Raw genomic sequence first — 20397 nt, 5'->3', positions numbered from 1 at the left:
AATGGCGGGCCTTTCTCACTTAGCCCAAGCGGGCAACGCTCAGGCAAAAGCTCAACCGGAAATCTCAGGCAAACGAGTAAAACACCCGGAATGCCACTTTGCGCTCGGCCCAGAATTCCGACGCTTCGCGGAACACGTCCAACAGTGTCTCGCGCCCTTCCTTGTCGAACTTCTGAGCCACGGGCAACTGCTCGAGCACGATCACGAACCCCGGCTGCGCCCCCGCTTTATGGACCAGATCGGTCAAACAGTCGTAAAGGGCGTCGTAATTCTTGCCGAAGTGTTTCGGAAACAGGAACGACGTTGCGATGGTTTCAAGCACTTCCTGTTTAGACTGCGCATTGGCGCAATACGCATACAGAAAATGCTGGCCGAGCTGGTTGGCCTCGTCGGCGAGATCCTGCACGCGGAACGCGCGGATCGACTGTACGATGTTCGGTCGTACGGTCTTGAAAAGACTCATGGGCTCCTCGTTCGATGAAACCACAGTGCCTGCTGCTTCGCTCTGGTTCTCGCGGCCCTGATCGCCGGCTCGCATCTGCATGACGCGCTGGAACAGATTGCCGTCGCCGGCCGCGAAAAGATCCGTCGCGACTCCGGAGTCGTGCGCGTAGACGTTGTCGCTCATGCCGTTCATCCCGATGTCATTCAACAATACGATTAAAACTGGTGTAGTGGTCGTCCGAGTAGTAACAATTATCGGTTCGCTTCAGCGGACCTCCGCAGACGATGCGACGCGCCCCGCGATTACGTGAGCGAGGCGTGGGAACGGTGTATTCGTGGTAATAGCCGCGCCGATGGGCCGGCAGCAACCGTTCGCGATTGCCGAATACGATGCCGTCCTTCTCATACGGGTAAGGCCCGCCTGCGGCAATCAAGTTCAATGTATTGACCGCTTCGCGTGGCAACTGCGCCAGCGCGATCGTGCCCTGCAACTGCGCGTTCGGGTCGGCGGGAGCCGTGGAGTCGCGCGCAAACGCGCCAGGCACGGGGCCGGATAAAGCGCACAGCGTTACAGCACCGATCAGCACGCCTTTCATGCGTTGCCACTTGCGTGCCATGTATCAGGGTTCCCCGCTGTTAGATCACGAGTTTGACGACCATGAAAGTCGTAAGGGTATCGCTAATAGCCCCCGGAATCAACGCTCGCCGGGCAGCCGAATTCTTCCGATCAGGCGGGAAAGGGCCACCGGAGGGACTTTGACGACTTTTGACAGAATATCCAGCTTGGTCAAGCTAAAATTAGCTCAACGATGCAAAACGAGGTGAAGGCAGGCTGATCGGGAGCGGGTCGCAGGCCGCTTCGGTACGTTTGCAGGCATCTCGATGCGCCGTTGTGAGGGTCTATCGCCCTTCAGTGCTCTTTGTAGGCGGAATTTTGTCTGACTTGCCGTTTTTTCGGGTGAAGTATCCCCTGTTCACCCTGAGGCGTGCCCGTTGCGGGCGCGCCTTTTTTTTGCATGGCGCGGAGGTTTCCGCGCCATGCCTCGTCTGGATCGCGGATTAACGGGCCGCGATCACATCCGCCACCAGCAGCGCCGTCATGTTGACGATGCGGCGCACCGTCGCCGAAGCCGTCAGCACATGCACGGGTTTCGCCGCACCCAGCAGCATCGGACCGATCGCGATGTTGTTGCCCGCGGCGGTCTTCAGCAGGTTGTACGAGATGTTGGCCGCGTCGATGTTCGGCAGCACCAGCAGGTTCGCGTCACCTTCGAGCGTCGAGTCGGGCATCACTTCGCGACGCAGATTCGCGTCGAGCGCGATGTCGCCGTGCATCTCGCCGTCCACCTGCAGGTCCGGCGCGCGTTCGCGCAGGATCGCCAGCGTGTCGCGCATCTTCTGCGCGGTCGGCGCGTTGCTGGTGCCGAAATTCGAATGCGACAGCAGCGCGATCTTCGGCTCGATACCGAAACGGCGCACTTCTTCCGCCGCCATGAGGGTGATTTCCGCCAGTTGCTCCGGCGTCGGATCCACGTTCACGTGCGTATCCACGAGGAAGATCTGCCGATTCGGCAGCACCAGTGCGTTCATCGCCGCGTAGACCTTCGCGCCTTCCTTCTTGCCGATCACCTGATCGATGAAGTGCAGATGCCGGTGCGTGGTCGACACCGTGCCGCAGATCATGCCGTCGGCCTCGCCCTTTTCCACCAGCATCGCGCCGATCAGCGTGGTGCGGCGGCGCATTTCGAGCTTCGCCATCTGCGCGCTGATGCCCTTGCGCGACATCATCTTGTGATATTCCTGCCAGAAGTCGCGATAACGCTCGTCGTGGTCGGTGTTCACCACCGTGTAGTCCTGACCCGCGACCAGCCGCAGACCGTAGCGCGCAATGCGCTGCTCGATCACCGCCGGGCGGCCGATCAGGATCGGCTTGGCCAGCTTTTCGTCGACGATGATCTGCATCGCCCGCAACACGCGCTCTTCCTCGCCTTCCGCGAACACGATGCGCTTCTTCTCCGGCTCGACGCTGCGCGCCAGCTGGAAAATCGGCTTCATGGTCGTGCCGCTGTGATACACGAACTGCTGCAGATGCTGTTCGTAGGCGTCCATGTCCTCGATCGGACGCTCGGCGACGCCCGAATCCATCGCGGCCTTCGCCACGGCCGGCGCGACCTTGACGATCAAACGCGGATCGAACGGCTTCGGAATCAGATACTCAGGGCCGAACGACAGGTCCTGAATGCCGTACGCCGTCGCGACGATATCGCTCTGCTCCTGGCGTGCCAGTTCGGCGATCGCGTTGACCGCGGCGATTTCCATTTCCCGCGTCACCGTGGTCGCGCCCGCATCCAGCGCGCCGCGGAACAGGAACGGGAACACCAGCACGTTGTTCACCTGGTTCGGGTAGTCGGTGCGGCCCGTGCACAGCACGGCGTCCGGGCGCACTTCCAGCGCCAGCTCCGGCAGGATTTCCGGCGTCGGGTTGGCCAGCGCCAGGATCAGCGGCTTGTCCGCCATCTGCCTGACCATGTCCTGCTTGAGCACGCCGCCGGCCGACAGGCCGAGGAACACGTCCGCGCCGCCGATCGCTTCGGCGAGCGTGCGGGCGTCGGTTTCACGCGCGAAGCGCTCCTTGTCCGGGTCCATCAGTTCGACGCGGCCCTTGTAGACCACGCCGGCCAGATCGGTGACGGTGATGTTTTCGAGCGGCAGGCCGATATCGACCAGCAGGTCCAGACACGCCAGCGCCGCCGCGCCCGCGCCCGAGGAGACCAGCTTGACTTCCTTGATGTCCTTGCCGACCACCTTCAGACCGTTGGTGATGGCCGCCGCGACGACGATCGCGGTGCCGTGCTGGTCGTCGTGGAAGACCGGAATCTTCATGCGCTTGCGGCATTCGCGTTCGACGATGAAGCAGTCCGGCGCCTTGATGTCTTCGAGGTTGATGCCGCCGAAGGTCGGTTCCAGCGCCGCGATCACGTCGACCAGCTTGTGCGGGTCGGACTCGTTCAGCTCGATATCGAACACGTCGATGCCGGCGAACTTCTTGAACAGCACGGCCTTGCCTTCCATGACCGGCTTCGAGGCGAGCGGCCCGATGTTGCCCAGACCGAGCACCGCGGTGCCGTTGGTGACCACGCCCACCAGGTTGCTGCGCGCGGTGAAACGCGCGGCATTCAGCGGGTTCTCGACGATTTCCTCGCACGCGAACGCCACGCCCGGCGAGTACGCCAGCGCGAGATCGCGCTGGTTGATCATCTGCTTGGTCGGGGCGATCGCGATCTTCCCGGGGGTGGGGAACTCGTGGTAATCGAGGGCGGCTTCGCGGAGTTTGCTATTGACGGGAGTCGACATAAGGCGGGCTTCGAAGGGCAGATTAGAATAGATGTTCGACGGCATTGTAGCCCCAATTGCCGGCCCAATTCCTTCAATACGGGTACAACTGCCGCGACAGAAACATAGCGAAAGGCCGGCGTAACCTGCTTGCGCCCGCACGCCACCCAGACCGGTGTTGCCCGCGGATCGCGTGTTTACCCTTTGGCTAGCCCGTACAATGCGCGCGGTTAGCCGAATTTCGCGGCACTGATCCGTTCACCCATCGCTCCCATGCTCTCCGAGTTCTCGCTGATCGACCGCTTCTTTGCCCGCCGCGCCGCTGCCCGGCCATCCGATGCCGCGGACGCCACCCTCGGCATCGGCGACGACTGCGCGCTGCTCGCGCCGCCCGCGGGCGAAATGCTGGCGATATCGACGGACATGCTGGTCGAAGGCCGCCACTTCTTCCCCGACATCGATCCCGAGGCGCTGGGTCACAAAGCGCTCGCGGTGAATCTATCGGACCTCGCCGCCATGGGCGCGAGACCACTGGCGTTCACGCTGGCGTTCGCCTTGCCCAAAGCGGATGAAGCCTGGCTCGCCGCGTTCAGCGCAGGGCTGTTCGCGCTGGCCGAGCGCTACGGCTGCGAACTGGTCGGCGGCGATACGACGGGCGGCCCGCTGAATCTGTGCATCACGGTTTTCGGCAGCGTGCCGCCGCACGCGGCGCTGCGCCGCGACGCCGCGCAGCCGGGCGACGACATCTGGATTTCCGGCACGCTCGGCGACGCGCGTGCCGGCCTCGGCGTGCAGCGCGGCGAATGGTCCGCCAATGCCAGCGACACTGCGACGTTTCGCCGCGCCCTCGAACGCCCGGAGCCGCGCGTCGCGCTGGGTTTGGCGCTGCGCGGCATCGCCCGCGCGGCGCTCGATCTCTCGGACGGCCTCGCCGGCGATCTGCTACACATCCTCGAACGGTCGAACGTGCGCGCCAGCGTCGACGTCGACGCCGTGCCGCGTTCCGCCGCGCTGCGCCGCCTGCCGCCCGAGATCCAGCGCCGTTGCACGCTCGCCGGCGGCGACGACTACGAGCTGTGCTTCACCGCGCCGGCCACGGCGCGCGCGTCGGTGGAAGCGGCAGGTCGGGAGGTGGGGGTGCCGGTCACCCGCATCGGTACAATAAGCGCTCTCCAGGCGGCGGCCGAGCACCCGGCGATCAGCTGGCACGATGCCGCCGGCGCGCCCCTCACATTGACGTTGCAAGGCTTCGATCACTTTCATGCAGACTGATCCCCCGCTCGGCGCTGCCGACAAACTCGTCGGCGGCGAGCCGCCCCGTCCGCGCGCGCCCGATCCGCGCCCGCCGGGCCGCCAGCCACGGCGCGCCACCGCGCGCTTCATGCTGTCGCATCCGCTGCACCTTCTGTCGCTGGGGTTCGGCAGCGGCTTGTCGCCGGTCGCGCCGGGCACGATCGGCACACTGTTCGCGTGGGTTTCGTTTGCCGTCTTGAGCCGTTATCTGACGGTGATCGAATGGGGTCTGCTGATCGTCGCCGGCTTCATCGGCGGCATTGCGATTTGCGGATTCACCGCGAAGCGGCTCGGCATCGACGATCCGTCGCCGGTCGTGTGGGACGAAATCATCGCGTTCTGGCTGGTGTTGCTGATCGTCACGCCGGTCACGCTGACCGGCCAGTTGTGGGCATTCCTCGTGTTCCGCTTCTTCGACATGGTGAAACCGCCGCCCATCGGTTATTTCGATCGACGTCTGAAAGGTGGTTTTGGCATCATGTTCGATGACCTGGTCGCCGCGTTTTTCACGCTGCTCGTGATTGCGCTCTGGCGCATGTCCGTTTGACCGCTGCCCGGCGGCCGCCGCGCCGCCGGGTGTTCACCGCCGGCCCCCGTTTTTCCGGATAGACGCCATGCCTACCGATTCCGTCGTTCATCAGCTCGCCATTCGCGTGAGCAACCGTCTGCGCGACGAGCGCCTCATGCTCGTCACCGCCGAATCCTGCACGGGCGGCATGGTGGCGACCGCGATCACCGACATCTCCGGCAGCAGCGGCTGGTTCGAGCGCGGCTTCGTCACGTATTCGAATCAGGCGAAGAGCGAGATGATCGGCGTACCCGCCGAGCTGATCGAGAAGCACGGCGCGGTCAGCGAGCAAGTGGCGCGCGCCATGGCCGAAGGCGCGCTGCGCAACAGCCGCGCGCAGGTCTCGCTGTCGATAACCGGCGTCGCCGGTCCGGGCGGCGGTACGGAGACCAAGCCGGTCGGCATGGTGTCGTTCGGCTGGAGCAACCGGCTGCATACGTCGGTGGAAACGAAGATTTTCAAGGGCGACCGCGAAAAGATCCGCGTGCAGGCCGCCGCGCATGCCTTGCGCGGGGTACTCGCCCTGCTCGACGAACGCGAGCATTGACCTCTGTTCGGAGCGGAAAGCCGATGCCTGATTCGCCCGCAGTCAAAGACGAACTGATCCGCCGTCTCGATCTCAAGCCGCATCCCGAAGGCGGATTTTTTAGCGAGACGTACCGGTCGGCCGAGCGCGTGGTCCGCGACAAAGACGCCGGCGGCGCCGGGGAAACGCGCTCTGCATCGACCGCGATCTATTACCTGCTTTGCGACGGCGCGCATTCGGCGTGGCATCGGATCAAGTCCGACGAAGTCTGGCATTTCTATGCCGGCGAACCGTTGAACGTCCACGTGCTCGACGAGACCGGCGCGCTGGTGACGCACAAGCTCGGCAACGCGCTGACCCATGCCGATGCGGTGTTTCAAGCCGTGGTGCCGGCCGGTTTGTGGTTCGCGGCGGAGTGCGCCGATCCGGCGACGTTCGCGCTGGTGGGCTGCACCGTGGCACCAGGCTTTGAATTCAGCGAATTCGAGCTGGCGGATCTCGGCGCGCTCAAAGCGCGGCATCCGCGGCATGCGGCGTTGATCGAGCGGCTGGGGCCGGTTTGAACCTCATCCGCTCATGAAGCTGTCTTCGCGACAGACAGCCTGCGATTAGCGGAAAGCGTTGATCCGGTCACGCGTCTCCATGGCGGCTTTCGCTGCCGCTTCGGCAAAATCGTCACCCTTGCCCGCGTAGATGATCGCCCGCGACGAGTTGATCAGCATGCCCGTGCCGTTCGCGGTGCGGCCGGCATTGACCGTCGCCTGCACGTCGCCACCTTGCGCGCCGATGCCCGGAATCAGCAGCGGCATGGCGCCCACAATCCCGCGCACCACCTGGATTTCCTTCGGGAACGTCGCGCCGACCACCAGACCCAGCTGGCCGCTCGCATTCCATTTGTCAGCCGCCAGTTGCGCGACGACCTGATACAGCGGACGGCCGCCCGTTTCCAGGAACTGCAGATCGGAGCCGCCCGCGTTCGACGTGCGGCACAGCACGATCACGCCTTTGCCTTCGTGTTCCAGATACGGCTGGATCGAATCGAAACCCATGTAAGGATTCACGGTCACCGCGTCGGCCTGATAGCGCTCGAACGCCTCGCGCGCATATTGCTCGGCGGTGCTGCCGATGTCGCCGCGCTTCGCGTCGAGAATGACCGGCAGACCCGGATGGTTCGCATGAATGTGGGCGATCAGCTGCTCGAGCTGGTCTTCCGCGCGATGCGCCGCGAAGTAGGCAATCTGCGGTTTGAACGACGACGCGTACGGCGCGGTCGCATCGACGATCGTGCGGCAGAAGTCGAAGATCGCGTCAGGACGGCCCGCGAGCGCGCCCGGGAATTGAGTGGGCTCGGGATCGAGGCCGACGCACAGCAGCGAGTTAGTACGCTGCCAGGCGTCGTTGAGTGTCTGGATGAAATTGGCCATGGTGGGTCTCGCGGCGAGCAGGAAAACGGAAGAGGCGCGTATTTTACCCGTCCCGCGCCGCGCTCCGCGCGAGGGACGCGTCCGGGCGCGCATGCGCGCCGCCCGACCGCACAGGATGGCTGCCACGCAAGCTGCCCGCGCCGCCGGACCGTACGGCATGGTGCCCCGCGAACTGCGGGCGCCACCGGACCGTACGGCATGGCCGCCGCGCGAATTACACCCGCCGCCCCGCGCCGCCCCCCCTACTGTTTCCGACGCGAGCCGCGCGCGCCCGGCATCGAGCGCAAACCCATCCGCTCGACGGTAAAGCGGAACGTGCGCGTCAGGCGCTCGCCCCGCGCCAGCAAGGTCATGCCGTTTTCGCTGGCACCGCCGGCCAGGTTCATCGCGTTGATCGGATGATCCACGGGTTCGAAGCAGAAGAAGTCTTCGCCGGGCGGCGTGTACAGCACGTAGTAATCGGTGTCGGCGGCAATGTTCAGCGACAGGCGGCGCTTCGGCCACACCACCGCCGCCTGGCCGCTCCAGCCGGTGAAAGCGTGATTGACAATGGTTTCCGGCAGCGGATACGCCACGCCGAACTGCCATGCAGGCGGCGCCGGCACATGCCGCACCGGCAGCCAGTCGTCGCCGGAGAGCCACAGGCCGCCGGCCGCGGCCGACAACTCGGTGTCGGCGTCGCGCACGAAGAACGGATGCACGCCGAGCCCGAAAGGCAGCGCCTCACGCCCCGCGTTTTCGATGTCGAGCGTGATGACGAGCGTCGGGCCGTCCAGCGTATAGGTTTGCGTCGCACGGTAGGCGTACGGCTTGCCGTCGCGGCGATCTAGCGTGAGGCGGACGTTTTCACGGTCCGACCCGGCGACCTGCCAGGCCGATTGCCAGCCGTCGCCGTGAATCGGCAAGGGTTCGTCGGCGCGATTGCGCGGCACGTCCACGCGCCGTCCCGCCACGCTGAAATGGCCGCCGCCGATCCGGTTCGAATACGGCAGCAGCGGATAGCAGGCGAGTTCGTTCGGCTGCGTGTCGGCCCCGACATGGCGGCAGCGCCGGAAGATCGGCGTGAGCGCGCCGTCGTTGCGCCAGTCGAAACGGGTGACGCCGCCGCCCAGCGTCGGCGCGACATCGAGGCGCAAATGCGCATTGGCGAGCGTAATGCACGCGACATCGCCGCCACTGGTTTCGCCGACGGCCACCGCCGACGTGCTCGGACCCGGGAGCACCGGATTGGCCGCCGCGGCGAGTCGCGAGCGTCGGCTCTGAGAGGTCTGTGGGGAGGAGGAAACGAGATTCGCAACAGTCATATCTGGCTCCATCGAGAGGCTTGGGACGTTGCCGTCATTGCTGACGGATGCTGTTGGGCGATTTTCTTGAAGCGGTCGCCTCTGGGTCCGAACTGCATGCTGCCGATTTGCTGCCACTGGAAATGCAACATCAACTTGCGACTCACTTTCAGATTCACTGCCTCGCTGCGCTTTATCGCTTCATGGCGGCATCCCTGCCGCCGGACCGAAGCAGCGTCATTCTGCGCTAAGCGGGCGCGCCCAGGAACACCGGTTCCGGCAAACCGCGCCGTCCGGGTGTGGCGATGAACACGCCGCCCGCCCGCGGATCGTCGGCAAGCGCCGCCGCGTCGAGGTCGCAGCGCGCGCTCGTGATGTACAGCGTGCCGAGCTGGGAGCCGCCCAGCGCGACGCAACTCGGCTGCGCGGTCGGCACGTCGACGCGCTCCGTTTCCACGCCGTCCGGGCCGTAGCGCACCACCCGCCGGCCGCCCCACTGCGCGTTCCACAGGCCGCCGTCGCGGTCGACGGTCGAGCCGTCCGGTTCGCCGCTGAAGTCGGTCAGACGCGTGAAGAGGCGATCGTTGGCGACGCCGCCGTCCGCGCGATAGTCGCACATGCGGATCTCGCGCGTGGGCGAATCGCAGTAGTACATCGTCGCGCCGTCGGGACTGAACGCGATGCTGTTCGAGATCGCCGGCGCGGGCAGCGGCAAACGCTCCAGCGACAAATCGTGATTGAGCCGGTAGAACCCGCCGACCGGCCGCACCGGCGCGCTTTCATCTTTGGTCCCGAACACGAAGCGGCCCTGACGATCGCAGCGGCCGTCGTTCACCCGCGTGTTCAAACCGGGTTCCACGTCGACGATGCGCCGCGTCTCGCCGGTGGCCAGATCGAAAAACGCGAGATGCGTGGCAAGACCGAGCAACAGGTAATGGGGGTCGGCGCACAGCGCGAACGTGGCAAGCCGCTCGGGCATGCGCCAGAACGTGCTGCGGCCGTCGCTCGGGTCATGGCGCCACAGGCGCGCGCCTTCGATATCCGCCCAGTAAAAACGGCCGGTTTGCGCGCACCATGTCGCGCCTTCGCCGAGCGTGCACTTCGTATCGAGCAGCAGGGCGGCGTGCATGCCGGCTGTGCGTGCCGATCCGTTCGCACTCACGCCCAGCCTCCGTCGACGACGAGGTCCTGCGCGGTGATCATCCGGCTGTCGTCGGCGGCGAGGAAGAGCGCCATGCGGGCGAGGTCGGCCGGTTCCAGCTCGGCGTCGATACACTGCCCTTCCTTGATCGAGCGACGGCCCGCGTCGTCGAGCCACAGGCGCTTCTGCTTCTCCGTCATCACCCAGCCCGGCACCAGCGTATTGACGCGGATATTGAAGTGACCGAGGTCGCGCGCGAGGCCGCGCGTCAAACCCTGCACCGCCGCTTTCGACATCACGTACACCGGATAGCCGCCGTTCTTCAGCATCCAGCTGATCGAACCGAGGTTGATGATCGAGCCGCTGTTGGCCGCCTTCATGTCTTCCATCACCGCCTGCGCCGCGAAGAACTGGTGGCGGATATTCACCGCGATGCCCGCGTCGAACGACTCGCGCGTGACTTCGCCGATCGTGTGGCGTTTGTCGTTCGCGGCGTTGTTCACCAGCACCTGGATCGGACCCAGCGCGGCCCTCACGTCGGCGATCGCTTTTTGCAGCGCGTCGACATCGGTCAGGTCGCACGGCAGGAACAGCGGCTTGTGCTTCGAATCGCCGAGTTGGTCGGCGAGCGCTTCACCGGCGCTCGCATCGATATCGAAGAACGCGACGCGCGCGCCCTGCGCCGCGAAATGCTCGACGAACGATGCGCCGATACCGGTCGCGCCGCCCGTGATCAACACCGTTCGGTCGACAAGACTCGGATAGCGGGCGAAGGTGCTGTCCGCGAGACGGGCGTTTGCATTGGCCGGAGACGACATCGTTCGATTCCTTTTAGAACTGGAGAGTGATTAATCCCGCGAGCCGCGGTTCTTCAACTGGTCGAGCAGCACGGCGGCGAGCAGGATCGCGCCACGCACGAGGTACTGATAGAACGCGTCGATGTTCATCAGGTTCATCACGTTCTCGACCGTGCCCATGATCAGCACGCCGATCACGACGCCGGAAATCGTCGCGCGGCCGCCGAGCAGCGACACGCCGCCCAGCACGCACGCCGAGATCACGTTCAGCTCGAAGCCTTCCGCGGCATTCGGCTGACCCGACGTGATACGCGAGGCCAGAATCACACCGGCCAGCGCGGTGACCGCGCCCTGAATCAGGAAGATGTAGACGCGCGTGCGTTCCACGTTGATACCGGCCAGACGCGACGCTTCAGGATTGCCGCCGATGGCGAGCGTATTGCGGCCGTACACGGTCTGGTTGAGCATCACGCCGAACACGATGAAGCACAGCAGCGTGACCCAGATCGGCAGCGACACGCCGAAGAAGCTCAAACCGCCCAGCGCGATAAACGTATCCGACGACACGCCGACCGCCTGACCATGCGAGACGATAAAGCCGAGACCGCGGACGATTTCCATCGTGGCGAGCGTGGTGATCAGCGCGTTGATGCGCAGATACGCGATCACCGCGCCGTTGACGAAACCGATCACGGCGCCCGCCGCCACCGCGGCGATGATCGCGATGAAGGTATTGCCGGTGGCGTTGAGCACCATCGCGCACAGCACGCCGGCAAACGCGACCGTCGACCCCACCGACAGGTCGAAATCACGCGAGGCGAGACAGAACATCATCGTGCACGAGACCATGCCGATCTGCGAAATCGACAGTGCGAGGCCGAGCATGTTCTCGATCGAGAAGAAGTGATCGACGGTCAGCGACATCGTGACGAACATCACGACGAAGATCACGATCAGGCTGTACTCGGTGATCTGCTGCCACCATTTCGCCTTGTCGTTGGACTGCGGAATCAGCGCATCAGCGGCGCTCTTGGCGGCCTGTTGCGCGAGGTTTTCTCTGGCTTGCATGTTGAAGACTCCTCCCGTTCCCCACGGGTTGCCGGACTTTCGTCCGAATGATGTTCAGGCCGCCCGTTGGGCAGCAGTTTCGGGCAGCGCGGTCGAGCTTTGCGGCAGCGCGAGGCTCAACACCGATTGTTCCGTTGCATCCTTGCGCGCCAGTTCGCCGGAAATCCGGCCCTGGCGCATCACGACGATCCGGTCGGACACGCCGAGCACTTCCGGCAACTCCGACGAAATCATCACGATCGCGCAGCCGCGTTCGGCAAGCTGATAGATCACGTTGTAGATTTCATGTTTCGCGCCGACGTCGATACCACGGGTCGGCTCGTCGAGAATCACGACTTTCAGATCCGGCTCCGCCAGCCAGCGCGACAGGATCGCCTTCTGCTGATTGCCGCCCGAGAGGAAACGAATCTTCTGGCGGCGGCTCGGCGTCTTGATCTTCAAGAGCTTGATGAAACGGTCCGCGGTTTCCGCTTCCTTCTTGCGGTCGAGGAACATCCCCGCGCGCAGATAGTGACGGCGGCAACTGATATTGATGTTCTCCGACACGGTCGCCATCGCGACGATGCCCTCTTCCTTGCGGTCCTCCGGACACAGCACGATGCCGTGCCGGATCGCTTCGCCCGCGCTGCGGACCTTGATCGGCTTGCCGTCGAGCATCAACTCGCCGCCCTTCTTGTGATCGGCGCCGTACACCAGATGCATCAGTTCGCTGCGGCCCGCGCCCACCAGCCCGAAGAAGCCGACAATCTCGCCGCGCCGCACTTCGAAGCTGGCAGGTTGCATGAGCGCGTGGCCTTCGATCGCTTTCGCCGCGAAGCGCACTTCTCCGAGCGGCCGCGCCGAGTAGTTATAGATGTCCGAAATTTCCCGCCCGACCATCTCGCTGACGATGGTGTCGCGCGACACGCCTTCGAGCGTCGGGTGCGACGCGATCTTGCGGCCGTCGCGGAAGATCGTGCAGGCGTCGCACAACTCGTAGATCTCGTCCATGCGGTGCGAGATGTAGATCATTGCGCGGTTGTCGGCGCGTAGGTCGCGCACCAGCTTGAACAGCACCTCGGTCTCGCGATGCGACAGCGAACTGGTCGGCTCATCCAGTGCGATCACGCGCGCGTTGCGCAGCAGCGCCTTGCAGATTTCCACCATCTGGCGTTGCGCGATCGAGAGCTTGCGCAACTTCGCGTTCGGATCGAGCGCCACGCCCATCGCTTCGAGGCGCTCACGCACGAAGCGTTTGGCTTCGCGCTTGTTGACCCAGCCCAACGAGTTCGGCAACTGGCCGAGCAGCAGATTTTCCGCGACCGTCAGATCGGGCACGTATTGCAGTTCCTGGTGAATCACCGCGATCCCCGCCGCGATCGACGACGCCGCGCTCGAGAAGCGCACCTCGTTGCCGTCGATCATCACGCGGCCCGAGTCGGGCTGATATTCACCGCCGAGAATCTTCAGCAGGGTCGATTTCCCTGCGCCGTTTTCGCCCATCAGGCCGTGCACCTGGCCGACGTTGACGTCGAAGGACACACCGTCGAGCGCGCGCACGCCTGGAAAGACCTTGCCGATATTGTCAAAACGTAGCGTCGCTGACACTTCGCCTCCTCATGCTTCGTGTGAAACGTCTGTCTCTACTGCTGATCTTTTATTGCTACTACCGGCACGTCGATCTTTGGAGAAAGACGCACCGGCAGTTCACTTCATTGCACCGCGTACTGAATCACCCAGCTCAATTCGCCGCGAGACCCATCTTCTGACGCACATCCGCCACGTTGTCACGCGTGGCCAGCATGCCGGTCGTCAGCGTCAGCGCCGGCGGTGCCTTGCCTTGCGTGATCCAGTCGTACATCAGCGTCGAGGTTTCTTCGCCGTGGCGCTTCGGGCTGATGATGACCGTGCCGAAGAAGCCCGTCGGCGTCGGCTTCTTGAACTCGTTCAATGCCGAGTCCGAACCGCCGATGCCGATACCGATCATGTTGTCCGCCTTGAAGCCGCGGCCTTCCGCTGCGCGCACCGCGCCGAGCACGCCTTCGTCGTTCAGCGCGTAAGCGACCCAGTGCTTGAACTGCGGATTCTTCGTCAGCGCGATGTTGGCGGCGTTGAACGCGTTTTCCGTGTCCGTCTTCGCTTGCGGCGCGGCGATGATGTTCGCCTTCGGGAAGCCGGCGGCGATCAGCGCGTCGGTTGCGCCGCTGGTGCGGTCATGCGCGGTCGGCAGCTGTTCGTAGGTCACGTCGATCGCGCCCACGTCCTTCATGTCCCAGCCGCGCTTCTTGATTTCCGCAGCGAGGCCGTCGCCGACCTGCTTGCCGATGTTGTATGCCGAGATGCCCATATGCGGCACCGACGCGATCGGCTTGCCCGCGCCATCCACCAGGCGGTCGTCCACCGTCATCATCTTCAGGCCGTCGGCCTTCGCCTTCGCGACGATGCCCGGTCCGAGCTTGACGTCAGGCGTGCAGATCACGAAGCCTTGCGCCTTTTGCGCCGACAGGTTGTCGATTGCGCTCATCACCTTCTCACCCGACGGCGCGCCGATCTTCACGAGCGTAAAGCCCTTCTCCTTGGCGGCGATTTCGGCGAACTTCCACTCGTCCTGGAACCACGGCTCTTCCGGCTGCTTCACGAGGAAGCCGATCTTCACCGGATCAGCGGCCTGCGCGACCGGTGCATTGAAGAGCACACCCGCCGCCGCTGCTGCCAGCGTGAGGAAAATTCTACGTTTCATGATGCGTGTCTCCTGACTAATTGATAACGAGAAGGTATCGGCCGCGTCTTCTTGTACCGGTTATGACACACGCGGCCAGCGCGTCGTCCGGTGTACTCCTTGCGCCCCTGCGCAATTCGAGCCCTGCAAAATCAGTCGTGATACAGCGCCGAACGCCCGCCATCCACCGTGATGCAGGTGGCGTTGATGAACGGCGCTTCGTCCGAAGCGAGAAACACCGCCGTCATCGCCACTTCTTCCGGGCGGCCGATACGCTTCATCGGTTGCAGATCCAGCGTCGCCTGCTGCGCGGCGGCGGGATCGGGCTGTTCGTTCCACCAATCGTGCGTCAGTTGTGTTTCGATGTAACCCGGCGCGATTGCGTTGACCCGCACGTTGCGCGGCGCGTATTCGATGCCGAGCGCGCGCGTCAGGCCGATCACGCCGTGCTTGGCCACCGGGTACGGAAAGCAGCCCGGAATGATCTTGAACGAGTGCGTCGACGCGATATTCACGATGCTCCCCGCGCCGCGTTCGACCATGCCAGGCAGCACCGCGCGGCAGCCGTTCCACACGCCGTCGAGATCGACCGCGAAGCAGCGACGCCAGTCGTCGTCGGTCATGGTGAGCGGATCGCAGAATACGTTGATGCCGGCATTGTTTACCAGCACGTCGAGCGCGCCGAATGCACGTTCGGCCTCGCTCACCGCGTGCTGAACGGAGGCCGCCTGCGTCACGTCCGTGTGCACCGCGAGCACGCGCGCGCCGGTCTGCGCCTTGATGTGACCCGCTGTCTGCTGCGCGGTCTCGATGTCGAGTTCGGCCAGCACGACCGCCGCGCCCTCACGCGCGAACGCGTGCGCGATCGCCGCGCCGATGCCACGTCCGGCGCCGGTGACGAGGGCGACTTTGCCGGCGAGCCGCTTCATTTCTTCGCACCCGCGCGCGCAATGCGCAAACCGTTGATGAACGCCTTCGCGTGCGAGGCGGTCACGGCCGCGCTCTGGCCCGGCTTGTACAGCGCCGAGCCGAGGCCGAAGCCGTTCGCGCCCGCGCTGAGAAACGGCCCCATGTTGTCGGGCGTGATGCCGCCGACCGGCACCAGCGGCACTTCCGCTGCGATCACCGCGCGCCAGGCCTTCACGACCTGGCAGCCGAGCTGTTCGGCGGGGAACATCTTCAGCACGTCCGCGCCGTTCTTCAGCGCGATGAACGCTTCCGTCGGCGTCGCGACGCCCGGCGCGCAAGCCATGCCTTGCGCTTTCGCGGCGCTGACCACTTCCGGGTCGCTATGCGGCATGACGATCAGTTCGCCGCCCGCCGACTTCACGTCGTTGACGAAACTCGGATGCAGCACCGTGCCCGCGCCGACGATCGCATCGGCCGGCAACACCTTGCGGATCGCGGCAATGCTGTCGAACGGTTGCGGCGAGTTCAGCGGCACTTCGACGATCCGGAAGCCGGCTTCGTAAAGCGCCTGACCGTGCTCGGCGGCATCGGCGGGCGTCACGCCGCGCATGATGGCGATCAGCGGGCAGGCCTCGAACGCCGCGATCAAACCCGCGTGCGGCATGTACGGAGCGGGCAGATTGATGTGAGGTTGCATGTCGGTTCCTTGATTCGTGAGCGGCGGCGCTGCCGGTTAGCCCGCGCGTGCCGCTTGAGCGGCCGGTTTGACGAGTCCCGCCTGCGAGGCCACGCGCCACAGGCCGCGCTCGGTGGCGTGCTTGACCAACTCCGCCTGGACGCAGCCGAATTGCGCCAGCGCGAGGCGATAGCGCTCGCACAGCGCCTCGTTGCCGATCAGCCGCAGGCTCTGTCCGGCGAGCGCGCTTTGCTGCTGGACGAGCACGGCGTCGAGGCCGGCCAGTTCGTGCCCGATCAGCAATCCCGACAGATAGTCGGGCTGTTGTTCGCGCGAAAGTTGTCCGGTGAGACCGAGCGTGCGCGCGCTGAATATAGTCGCGAGCACACCTGCCTGGCCCTTTTCCCGCGCAATGTTCACGCCGTGCAGGAACGCGCCGGTGTCCGGCCGGTCCGGCGTGAGCATCGTACGGCCGAGGATCGTGTGCTCGCGTAACGCCGCGAACACTTCGCCGGTCATGAAGGTGTGAAAACGCTCGATCCGGCCCGCCTGCACCACCGCCCATTTCGCGTGGGTGCCGGGCAGGCCGATCAGCGCCCGCCTGGCGCTGTCGGTGGAGTTCGCGGCGTTGGTTGCGCTCGCTTCCTCGCCGAGCGCGCCGAAAATCTGCGTCTCTTCGCCACGCATCACATTGGGCAGTTCGCCGCGCTGCAGGACGCCCGGCACGATATGCAGGGTCACGCCGCACGCCGCCTCGACGCGAACGATGCCGGCCACGAGGGCTTCGGCGCTCGCCGGCGTATCCACGTAAGGCGCTTCCAGCCAGCCCTGCGCGCTGCCGACCATCCCCGCCGCGATCACCGGTACGCCGGGCGCGTGTTCCAGCCAGGCGCCGCAAGCGTCGTCGAAGGCCGCGTCGAAGCCGCCCTGCTCGGCGTTGCGCGGCAGATTCATGATGCCCGCCGTCGAGGCGCGCGTCGCCAGCACGTTGCCGGACGCGTCGTACAGATACGCGCGCAACGACGTGGTGCCCCAGTCGAGCGCGATCAGCGCGGCGCGCGCGTGGTCGGCGCCGACTGGGCCTCTTGCGGCGTGGCTGACTGCCGGGGTGGGAGAACCCGCTTGCTTCATCGCTTGATCCTGCGGGTTGCCGGTTGCGGGGCGCGCCAGCCGAGTTCTTCCGAGATCGCGCGCGCTTCGCGCTGCACGACCGGAATCAGTTCGTCCATGCGTTCGAGCGACATATACGGAATCGTGCTCGCCACGGAGAGCGCCGCCACCACCGCGCCCGATGCATCGCGCACCGGGGCCGCGACGCAGCGGATCGACGCTTCGTTTTCTTCGAGGTCGAAGGTGTAGCCGCCGGCGGCGTAGTTGGCCATGCGCTGCATGAAGGTCTGCGCGTCGGGACGGTTATCCGGCTTGAAGCTGACGCCCGCGAGCGCGCGGCGGGAGGCGTCGAAAAGCGACTGCCAGACGTCCGGCGTGAGGTCGAGCATCATGGCCTTGCCGATTCCCGTCGACGCGAGCGGCATGCGGTGGCCGACGCGCGAGCGCATTTCGAGACCGCGCGTGCCGGGAATCTTGTCGATGTACAGCACGTCGTCGCCGTCGCGCACGCCGAGGTGGATCGTGTCGAGGGTTTGCTCCGCGAGCGATTCGAGATGCTGACGCGCGACCGCGGTGAGCGGCATCTGTTCGAGCGCGATGGTGCCGAGTTCGATCAGCTTCGGGCCGAGCAGATAGCCGCCTTGCACCTGGCGCAGATAGCGGGCCTGCACGAGGCTGCTCACCAGCCGATGCGTCGTGCTGCGGGTCGTGCCCAGCGCGGCGCCGAAGGTGCGCAGGTCGCGCACGCCGGCTGCCGCCGCTTCCAGGATCGCGAGGCCGCGCAGGAGCGTTTGGGTGCCCGCTTGCTGCGGTGTAATGTCGAGCAGTGTGCTGGGAAGCGCGATTCCGTCGACCGGGGCCGGTTGGATAGCGGCGCCGGCGCGCGGCGCTTTGGTGGCAGGCGCCGGGCGCGGTGTTGCGCTGCGCGCTGGATCGGCGGATGCCGCCAGGTCGGCTTCGGACGCGGCTTCAGACGCGGCTTCAGACGCGGTTGCGGCGTGAGTGGGCATCGCTTTGTTCATGGCGATTCGCTTTTCGGTGGTTTTCTTGCGCTTACAGCGCGGGGCCGGAGAGGGAGCCTTGGGTGCTCGCCGTGCGCGTCGTTCTGGCGATGCTTTGAGCGATGCTTTGGGCGTTGTGATGCTGCCTTTTTGCTTTGGGCATGGTTGGCTTTGTCTCCGGTTTTTTTGCTGTCGCTTTGGCGCTGCGTGGGCTTTTTTTGCCGTTGCTTTGTTGCGCTTTGCGTGTTGGTTCGGATTGTAGGGCGGTTTTGGGAAACCTCCAATATGTGAGTGGTTGATCCATATAATGGGAAGTTTGATGCGTTGGGTTTTTTGTGGCCGCTTTGGGTTTTTGGCCTTTCCTTGCTTTCTTAGTGGTCTATTAGCGTTGCCCCTGTGCGGGGCGGCACCTACTTTCTTTGCCGCGGCAAAGAAAGTAGGCAAAGAAAGCCGCTTTGAACCGCCAGCCCATAAGCGGGTCCCCCGCACAGTCACGGTAGTGGCGCATCTGGAATCGGTGTTCTCGCACATTCGGCGCGAGCGACAAGGCCGTCATACCTCCCGACTCGCGCTGCGCGCTCGCCGGAACGGTCTGCCGTGTAGTGGATTTATCTGTGCGCCGGGGGGCCGTCGGCTTCGCCTCGGCGTGATGCCAATCATTGAAATGTCAACGCCGGCGATCCAATCGCCAGCGGTCTGACACACCGTGCTGTCCCTTTGGGCGGTTACGCCCTGCCAAGCCTGGCCGCGCCTTCGCGGACGCGATCGCGGCCACGGAGTTGATCGCCATGTGCGTGATGGCCAACAACACCATTTCTTGATGCATTCGCCTCGGAAGTTACTTAGTGCGGTCGCCGCGATTCCGACGAAGTGCCTAGGAAATTTCGGAAATGATGGCGGCGCGCACCTTTTAGCTTGGGTAGGTGATCACTGTCGACACGACTTGTCTAAACTTGGTTTGCCGTCGCGATTGCGATGGTTCAGGTTCGACAGCCTGATGCGTAGAGTAGAACCCGCGCGTCTGTATCGCAGGCGCGCGTTAGCTTAAGCACGCCTCCTTTCCATGGGCGGGCCTTGGCATGGAGACCTATGGGTCTGCCGGTTTGGTTCTACGCCGGTCTGTCGACCTGTCACTGTGCCCGCTCACCACCCTCCACGCGCGTGACGGGCGATCCAGTCAAGTTTCAGGGAGATCGCGCCATGAGTAAATCCATCAAGAATTCTCGAATCACGTCGCGCCCACCCGTTGACGCACTTCAATACGAAAAGCTCGCCCTATCCGCTTTCGGTTTAGTTGAAAGGCAACTAGACCAACCGGACAAACTGATCAAGCTTGCGGCCTCAATAGTTAGGAGTCCGGCAGTGACACGAGACGAGAGACATAGTCAGCGGAAGTTGCTGGAACTGTTAATCGACACTGGGGAGGATTACCAGCTCGAAGTCGAAATCGACCGTGAGTTGTATCAGGTCATCGCGCTCGACGCGACGGGCGTTGCTCAAAGCCGCATCACAGCGCGGCACGCAGCGGACCTTCTCTCGAAGGCCACGCAGACTGCATCAGAAAAGCGCGAACGCATTGGCGCCACGAGAAAGCTGGAGAACGGACGGCCCCGCTTCCGAACGATCGCGCGAGCAACTACCACGGCACATTGACGGCGCTACGCCCCACTGCGACAGGCACCTGAAAAGCTTGAAGCATCGCGGCGCCACGTGACGAAGCCGCCACCTACGCGCCCTAATCGTCTAAAGGACACTGCGACACTAACCGAAGCGCGAATCATGCGGCCACCATGAGCGCTCTGGTGAACATCAGTGCGGAGCCGCATCAAAAAAAACGAGGTGCACTACGGCATTTCGCCGAGGCGAAGCCGACGGCCCCCACAGCGCACAAACGCAACCAATGTTTTTGAGCAGACCGTTCCGGCGAACGCGTAGCGTGAGGCGGGAAGCATGACGGCCTTGTCACGAAGGCCGAGTGTGCGAGAACGCCGATTCCAGATGCACCACTATCGTGGCTGTGCGGGGGACCCGCTTATGGGTTGGCAGTGTAAAGCGGCTTTCTTTGCCTACTTTCTTTGCCACGGCAAAGAAAGTAGGTGCCGCCCCGCACAGGGGCAACGCCAATA

20 protein-coding genes are annotated in these 20397 nt (G+C 64.5%); 6 read left to right on the top strand and 14 right to left on the bottom strand.

What is annotated here, in order from left to right; all coding sequences use genetic code 11:
- Window positions 1–64 precede the first annotated feature (64 nt).
- The 3 genes from CJU94_RS07980 to CJU94_RS07970 form a co-directional block, all read right to left on the bottom strand.
- On the bottom strand, window positions 65–628 hold the full coding sequence (locus tag CJU94_RS07980) for a barstar family protein (protein WP_095420257.1): 564 nt from the start codon (window positions 626–628) through the stop codon (window positions 65–67).
- Window positions 629–644: 16 nt separating this feature from the next.
- The gene (locus CJU94_RS07975) at window positions 645–1061 is read right to left on the bottom strand and encodes a ribonuclease (RefSeq protein WP_095418224.1); all 417 of its coding nucleotides are present in this window, start codon (window positions 1059–1061) and stop codon (window positions 645–647) included.
- 442 nt (window positions 1062–1503) lie between these two features.
- Window positions 1504–3843, bottom strand: a complete 2340-nt coding sequence (locus tag CJU94_RS07970) for an NADP-dependent malic enzyme (protein WP_095418223.1) — start codon at window positions 3841–3843, stop codon at window positions 1504–1506.
- A 207-nt stretch (window positions 3844–4050) separates the two neighbouring features.
- Between CJU94_RS07970 and thiL the strand changes: the two genes are divergently transcribed.
- The 4 genes from thiL to CJU94_RS07950 all read left to right on the top strand — a co-directional run bounded on the left by thiL (window position 4051) and on the right by CJU94_RS07950 (window position 6727).
- Window positions 4051–5049 carry a thiamine-phosphate kinase gene (gene thiL / locus CJU94_RS07965; protein WP_095418222.1) on the top strand — a complete coding sequence of 333 codons (999 nt, stop codon included), beginning with the start codon at window positions 4051–4053 and terminating at the stop codon, window positions 5047–5049.
- Window positions 5039–5617, top strand: a complete 579-nt coding sequence (locus CJU94_RS07960) for a phosphatidylglycerophosphatase A family protein (protein WP_208645352.1) — start codon at window positions 5039–5041, stop codon at window positions 5615–5617. The genes thiL and CJU94_RS07960 overlap by 11 nt, the downstream gene beginning before the upstream one ends.
- A gap of 67 nt (window positions 5618–5684) precedes the next feature.
- Complete coding sequence (locus CJU94_RS07955) at window positions 5685–6185, top strand: CinA family protein (protein ID WP_091799080.1); 501 nt, start codon at window positions 5685–5687, stop codon at window positions 6183–6185.
- 23 nt (window positions 6186–6208) lie between these two features.
- On the top strand, window positions 6209–6727 hold the full coding sequence (locus tag CJU94_RS07950) for a cupin domain-containing protein (protein WP_095418221.1): 519 nt from the start codon (window positions 6209–6211) through the stop codon (window positions 6725–6727).
- Between the two features lie 45 nt (window positions 6728–6772).
- On the opposite strand, the gene pyrF is transcribed toward CJU94_RS07950, so the two are convergent.
- Both pyrF and CJU94_RS07940 read right to left on the bottom strand, forming a co-directional pair.
- Window positions 6773–7588 carry an orotidine-5'-phosphate decarboxylase gene (gene pyrF, locus CJU94_RS07945; RefSeq protein ID WP_095418220.1) on the bottom strand — a complete coding sequence of 272 codons (816 nt, stop codon included), beginning with the start codon at window positions 7586–7588 and terminating at the stop codon, window positions 6773–6775.
- A 242-nt stretch (window positions 7589–7830) separates the two neighbouring features.
- Window positions 7831–8892 carry an aldose 1-epimerase gene (locus CJU94_RS07940; protein WP_095418219.1) on the bottom strand — a complete coding sequence of 354 codons (1062 nt, stop codon included), beginning with the start codon at window positions 8890–8892 and terminating at the stop codon, window positions 7831–7833.
- Between the two features lie 53 nt (window positions 8893–8945).
- Between CJU94_RS07940 and CJU94_RS07935 the strand changes: the two genes are divergently transcribed.
- Window positions 8946–9122, top strand: a complete 177-nt coding sequence (locus CJU94_RS07935; RefSeq protein ID WP_157763726.1) for a hypothetical protein — start codon at window positions 8946–8948, stop codon at window positions 9120–9122.
- Here CJU94_RS07935 and CJU94_RS07930 read toward each other — a convergent pair.
- From CJU94_RS07930 to CJU94_RS07890, 9 genes are all read right to left on the bottom strand, one after another.
- Window positions 9119–10000, bottom strand: a complete 882-nt coding sequence (locus CJU94_RS07930) for an SMP-30/gluconolactonase/LRE family protein (protein ID WP_095420255.1) — start codon at window positions 9998–10000, stop codon at window positions 9119–9121. The genes CJU94_RS07935 and CJU94_RS07930 overlap by 4 nt on opposite strands.
- A gap of 29 nt (window positions 10001–10029) precedes the next feature.
- Window positions 10030–10830: an SDR family NAD(P)-dependent oxidoreductase gene (locus CJU94_RS07925; protein ID WP_095418217.1), complete on the bottom strand. Its 801-nt coding sequence runs from the start codon at window positions 10828–10830 to the stop codon at window positions 10030–10032.
- Between the two features lie 30 nt (window positions 10831–10860).
- The gene (araH, locus tag CJU94_RS07920; protein WP_095418216.1) at window positions 10861–11877 is read right to left on the bottom strand and encodes an L-arabinose ABC transporter permease AraH; all 1017 of its coding nucleotides are present in this window, start codon (window positions 11875–11877) and stop codon (window positions 10861–10863) included.
- Between the two features lie 54 nt (window positions 11878–11931).
- Window positions 11932–13464, bottom strand: coding sequence for an L-arabinose ABC transporter ATP-binding protein AraG (gene araG, locus CJU94_RS07915; RefSeq protein ID WP_095418215.1), 1533 nt, complete (start codon window positions 13462–13464; stop codon window positions 11932–11934).
- Between the two features lie 133 nt (window positions 13465–13597).
- Window positions 13598–14596 (bottom strand): arabinose ABC transporter substrate-binding protein, encoded by a 999-nt coding sequence (locus CJU94_RS07910; protein WP_095418214.1) that lies wholly within the window; start codon window positions 14594–14596, stop codon window positions 13598–13600.
- A 131-nt stretch (window positions 14597–14727) separates the two neighbouring features.
- Entirely contained in the window at window positions 14728–15504 is a 777-nt protein-coding gene (locus CJU94_RS07905; protein ID WP_095418213.1) for an SDR family oxidoreductase, read from the bottom strand.
- Entirely contained in the window at window positions 15501–16181 is a 681-nt protein-coding gene (locus CJU94_RS07900; RefSeq protein ID WP_095418212.1) for a 2-dehydro-3-deoxy-6-phosphogalactonate aldolase, read from the bottom strand. Before CJU94_RS07900 ends, CJU94_RS07905 begins: the two co-directional genes overlap by 4 nt.
- Before the next feature lie 36 nt (window positions 16182–16217).
- Window positions 16218–17291: a 2-dehydro-3-deoxygalactonokinase gene (locus CJU94_RS07895; RefSeq protein WP_095418211.1), complete on the bottom strand. Its 1074-nt coding sequence runs from the start codon at window positions 17289–17291 to the stop codon at window positions 16218–16220.
- Entirely contained in the window at window positions 17288–18292 is a 1005-nt protein-coding gene (locus tag CJU94_RS07890) for an IclR family transcriptional regulator (RefSeq protein ID WP_095418210.1), read from the bottom strand. Before CJU94_RS07890 ends, CJU94_RS07895 begins: the two co-directional genes overlap by 4 nt.
- 1179 nt (window positions 18293–19471) lie before the next feature.
- Here CJU94_RS07890 and CJU94_RS07885 point away from each other — a divergent pair.
- Window positions 19472–19924, top strand: a complete 453-nt coding sequence (locus tag CJU94_RS07885; protein ID WP_095418209.1) for a hypothetical protein — start codon at window positions 19472–19474, stop codon at window positions 19922–19924.
- The last annotated feature ends 473 nt before the right edge of the window (window positions 19925–20397 follow it).

This window comes from Paraburkholderia aromaticivorans, from assembly GCF_002278075.1.
In the GTDB taxonomy this organism is placed as follows: Bacteria; Pseudomonadota; Gammaproteobacteria; order Burkholderiales; family Burkholderiaceae; genus Paraburkholderia; species Paraburkholderia aromaticivorans.
The sequence above is the reverse complement of the archived record's forward strand: the minus strand, read 5'-3'. Positions and strand labels throughout refer to the sequence as shown.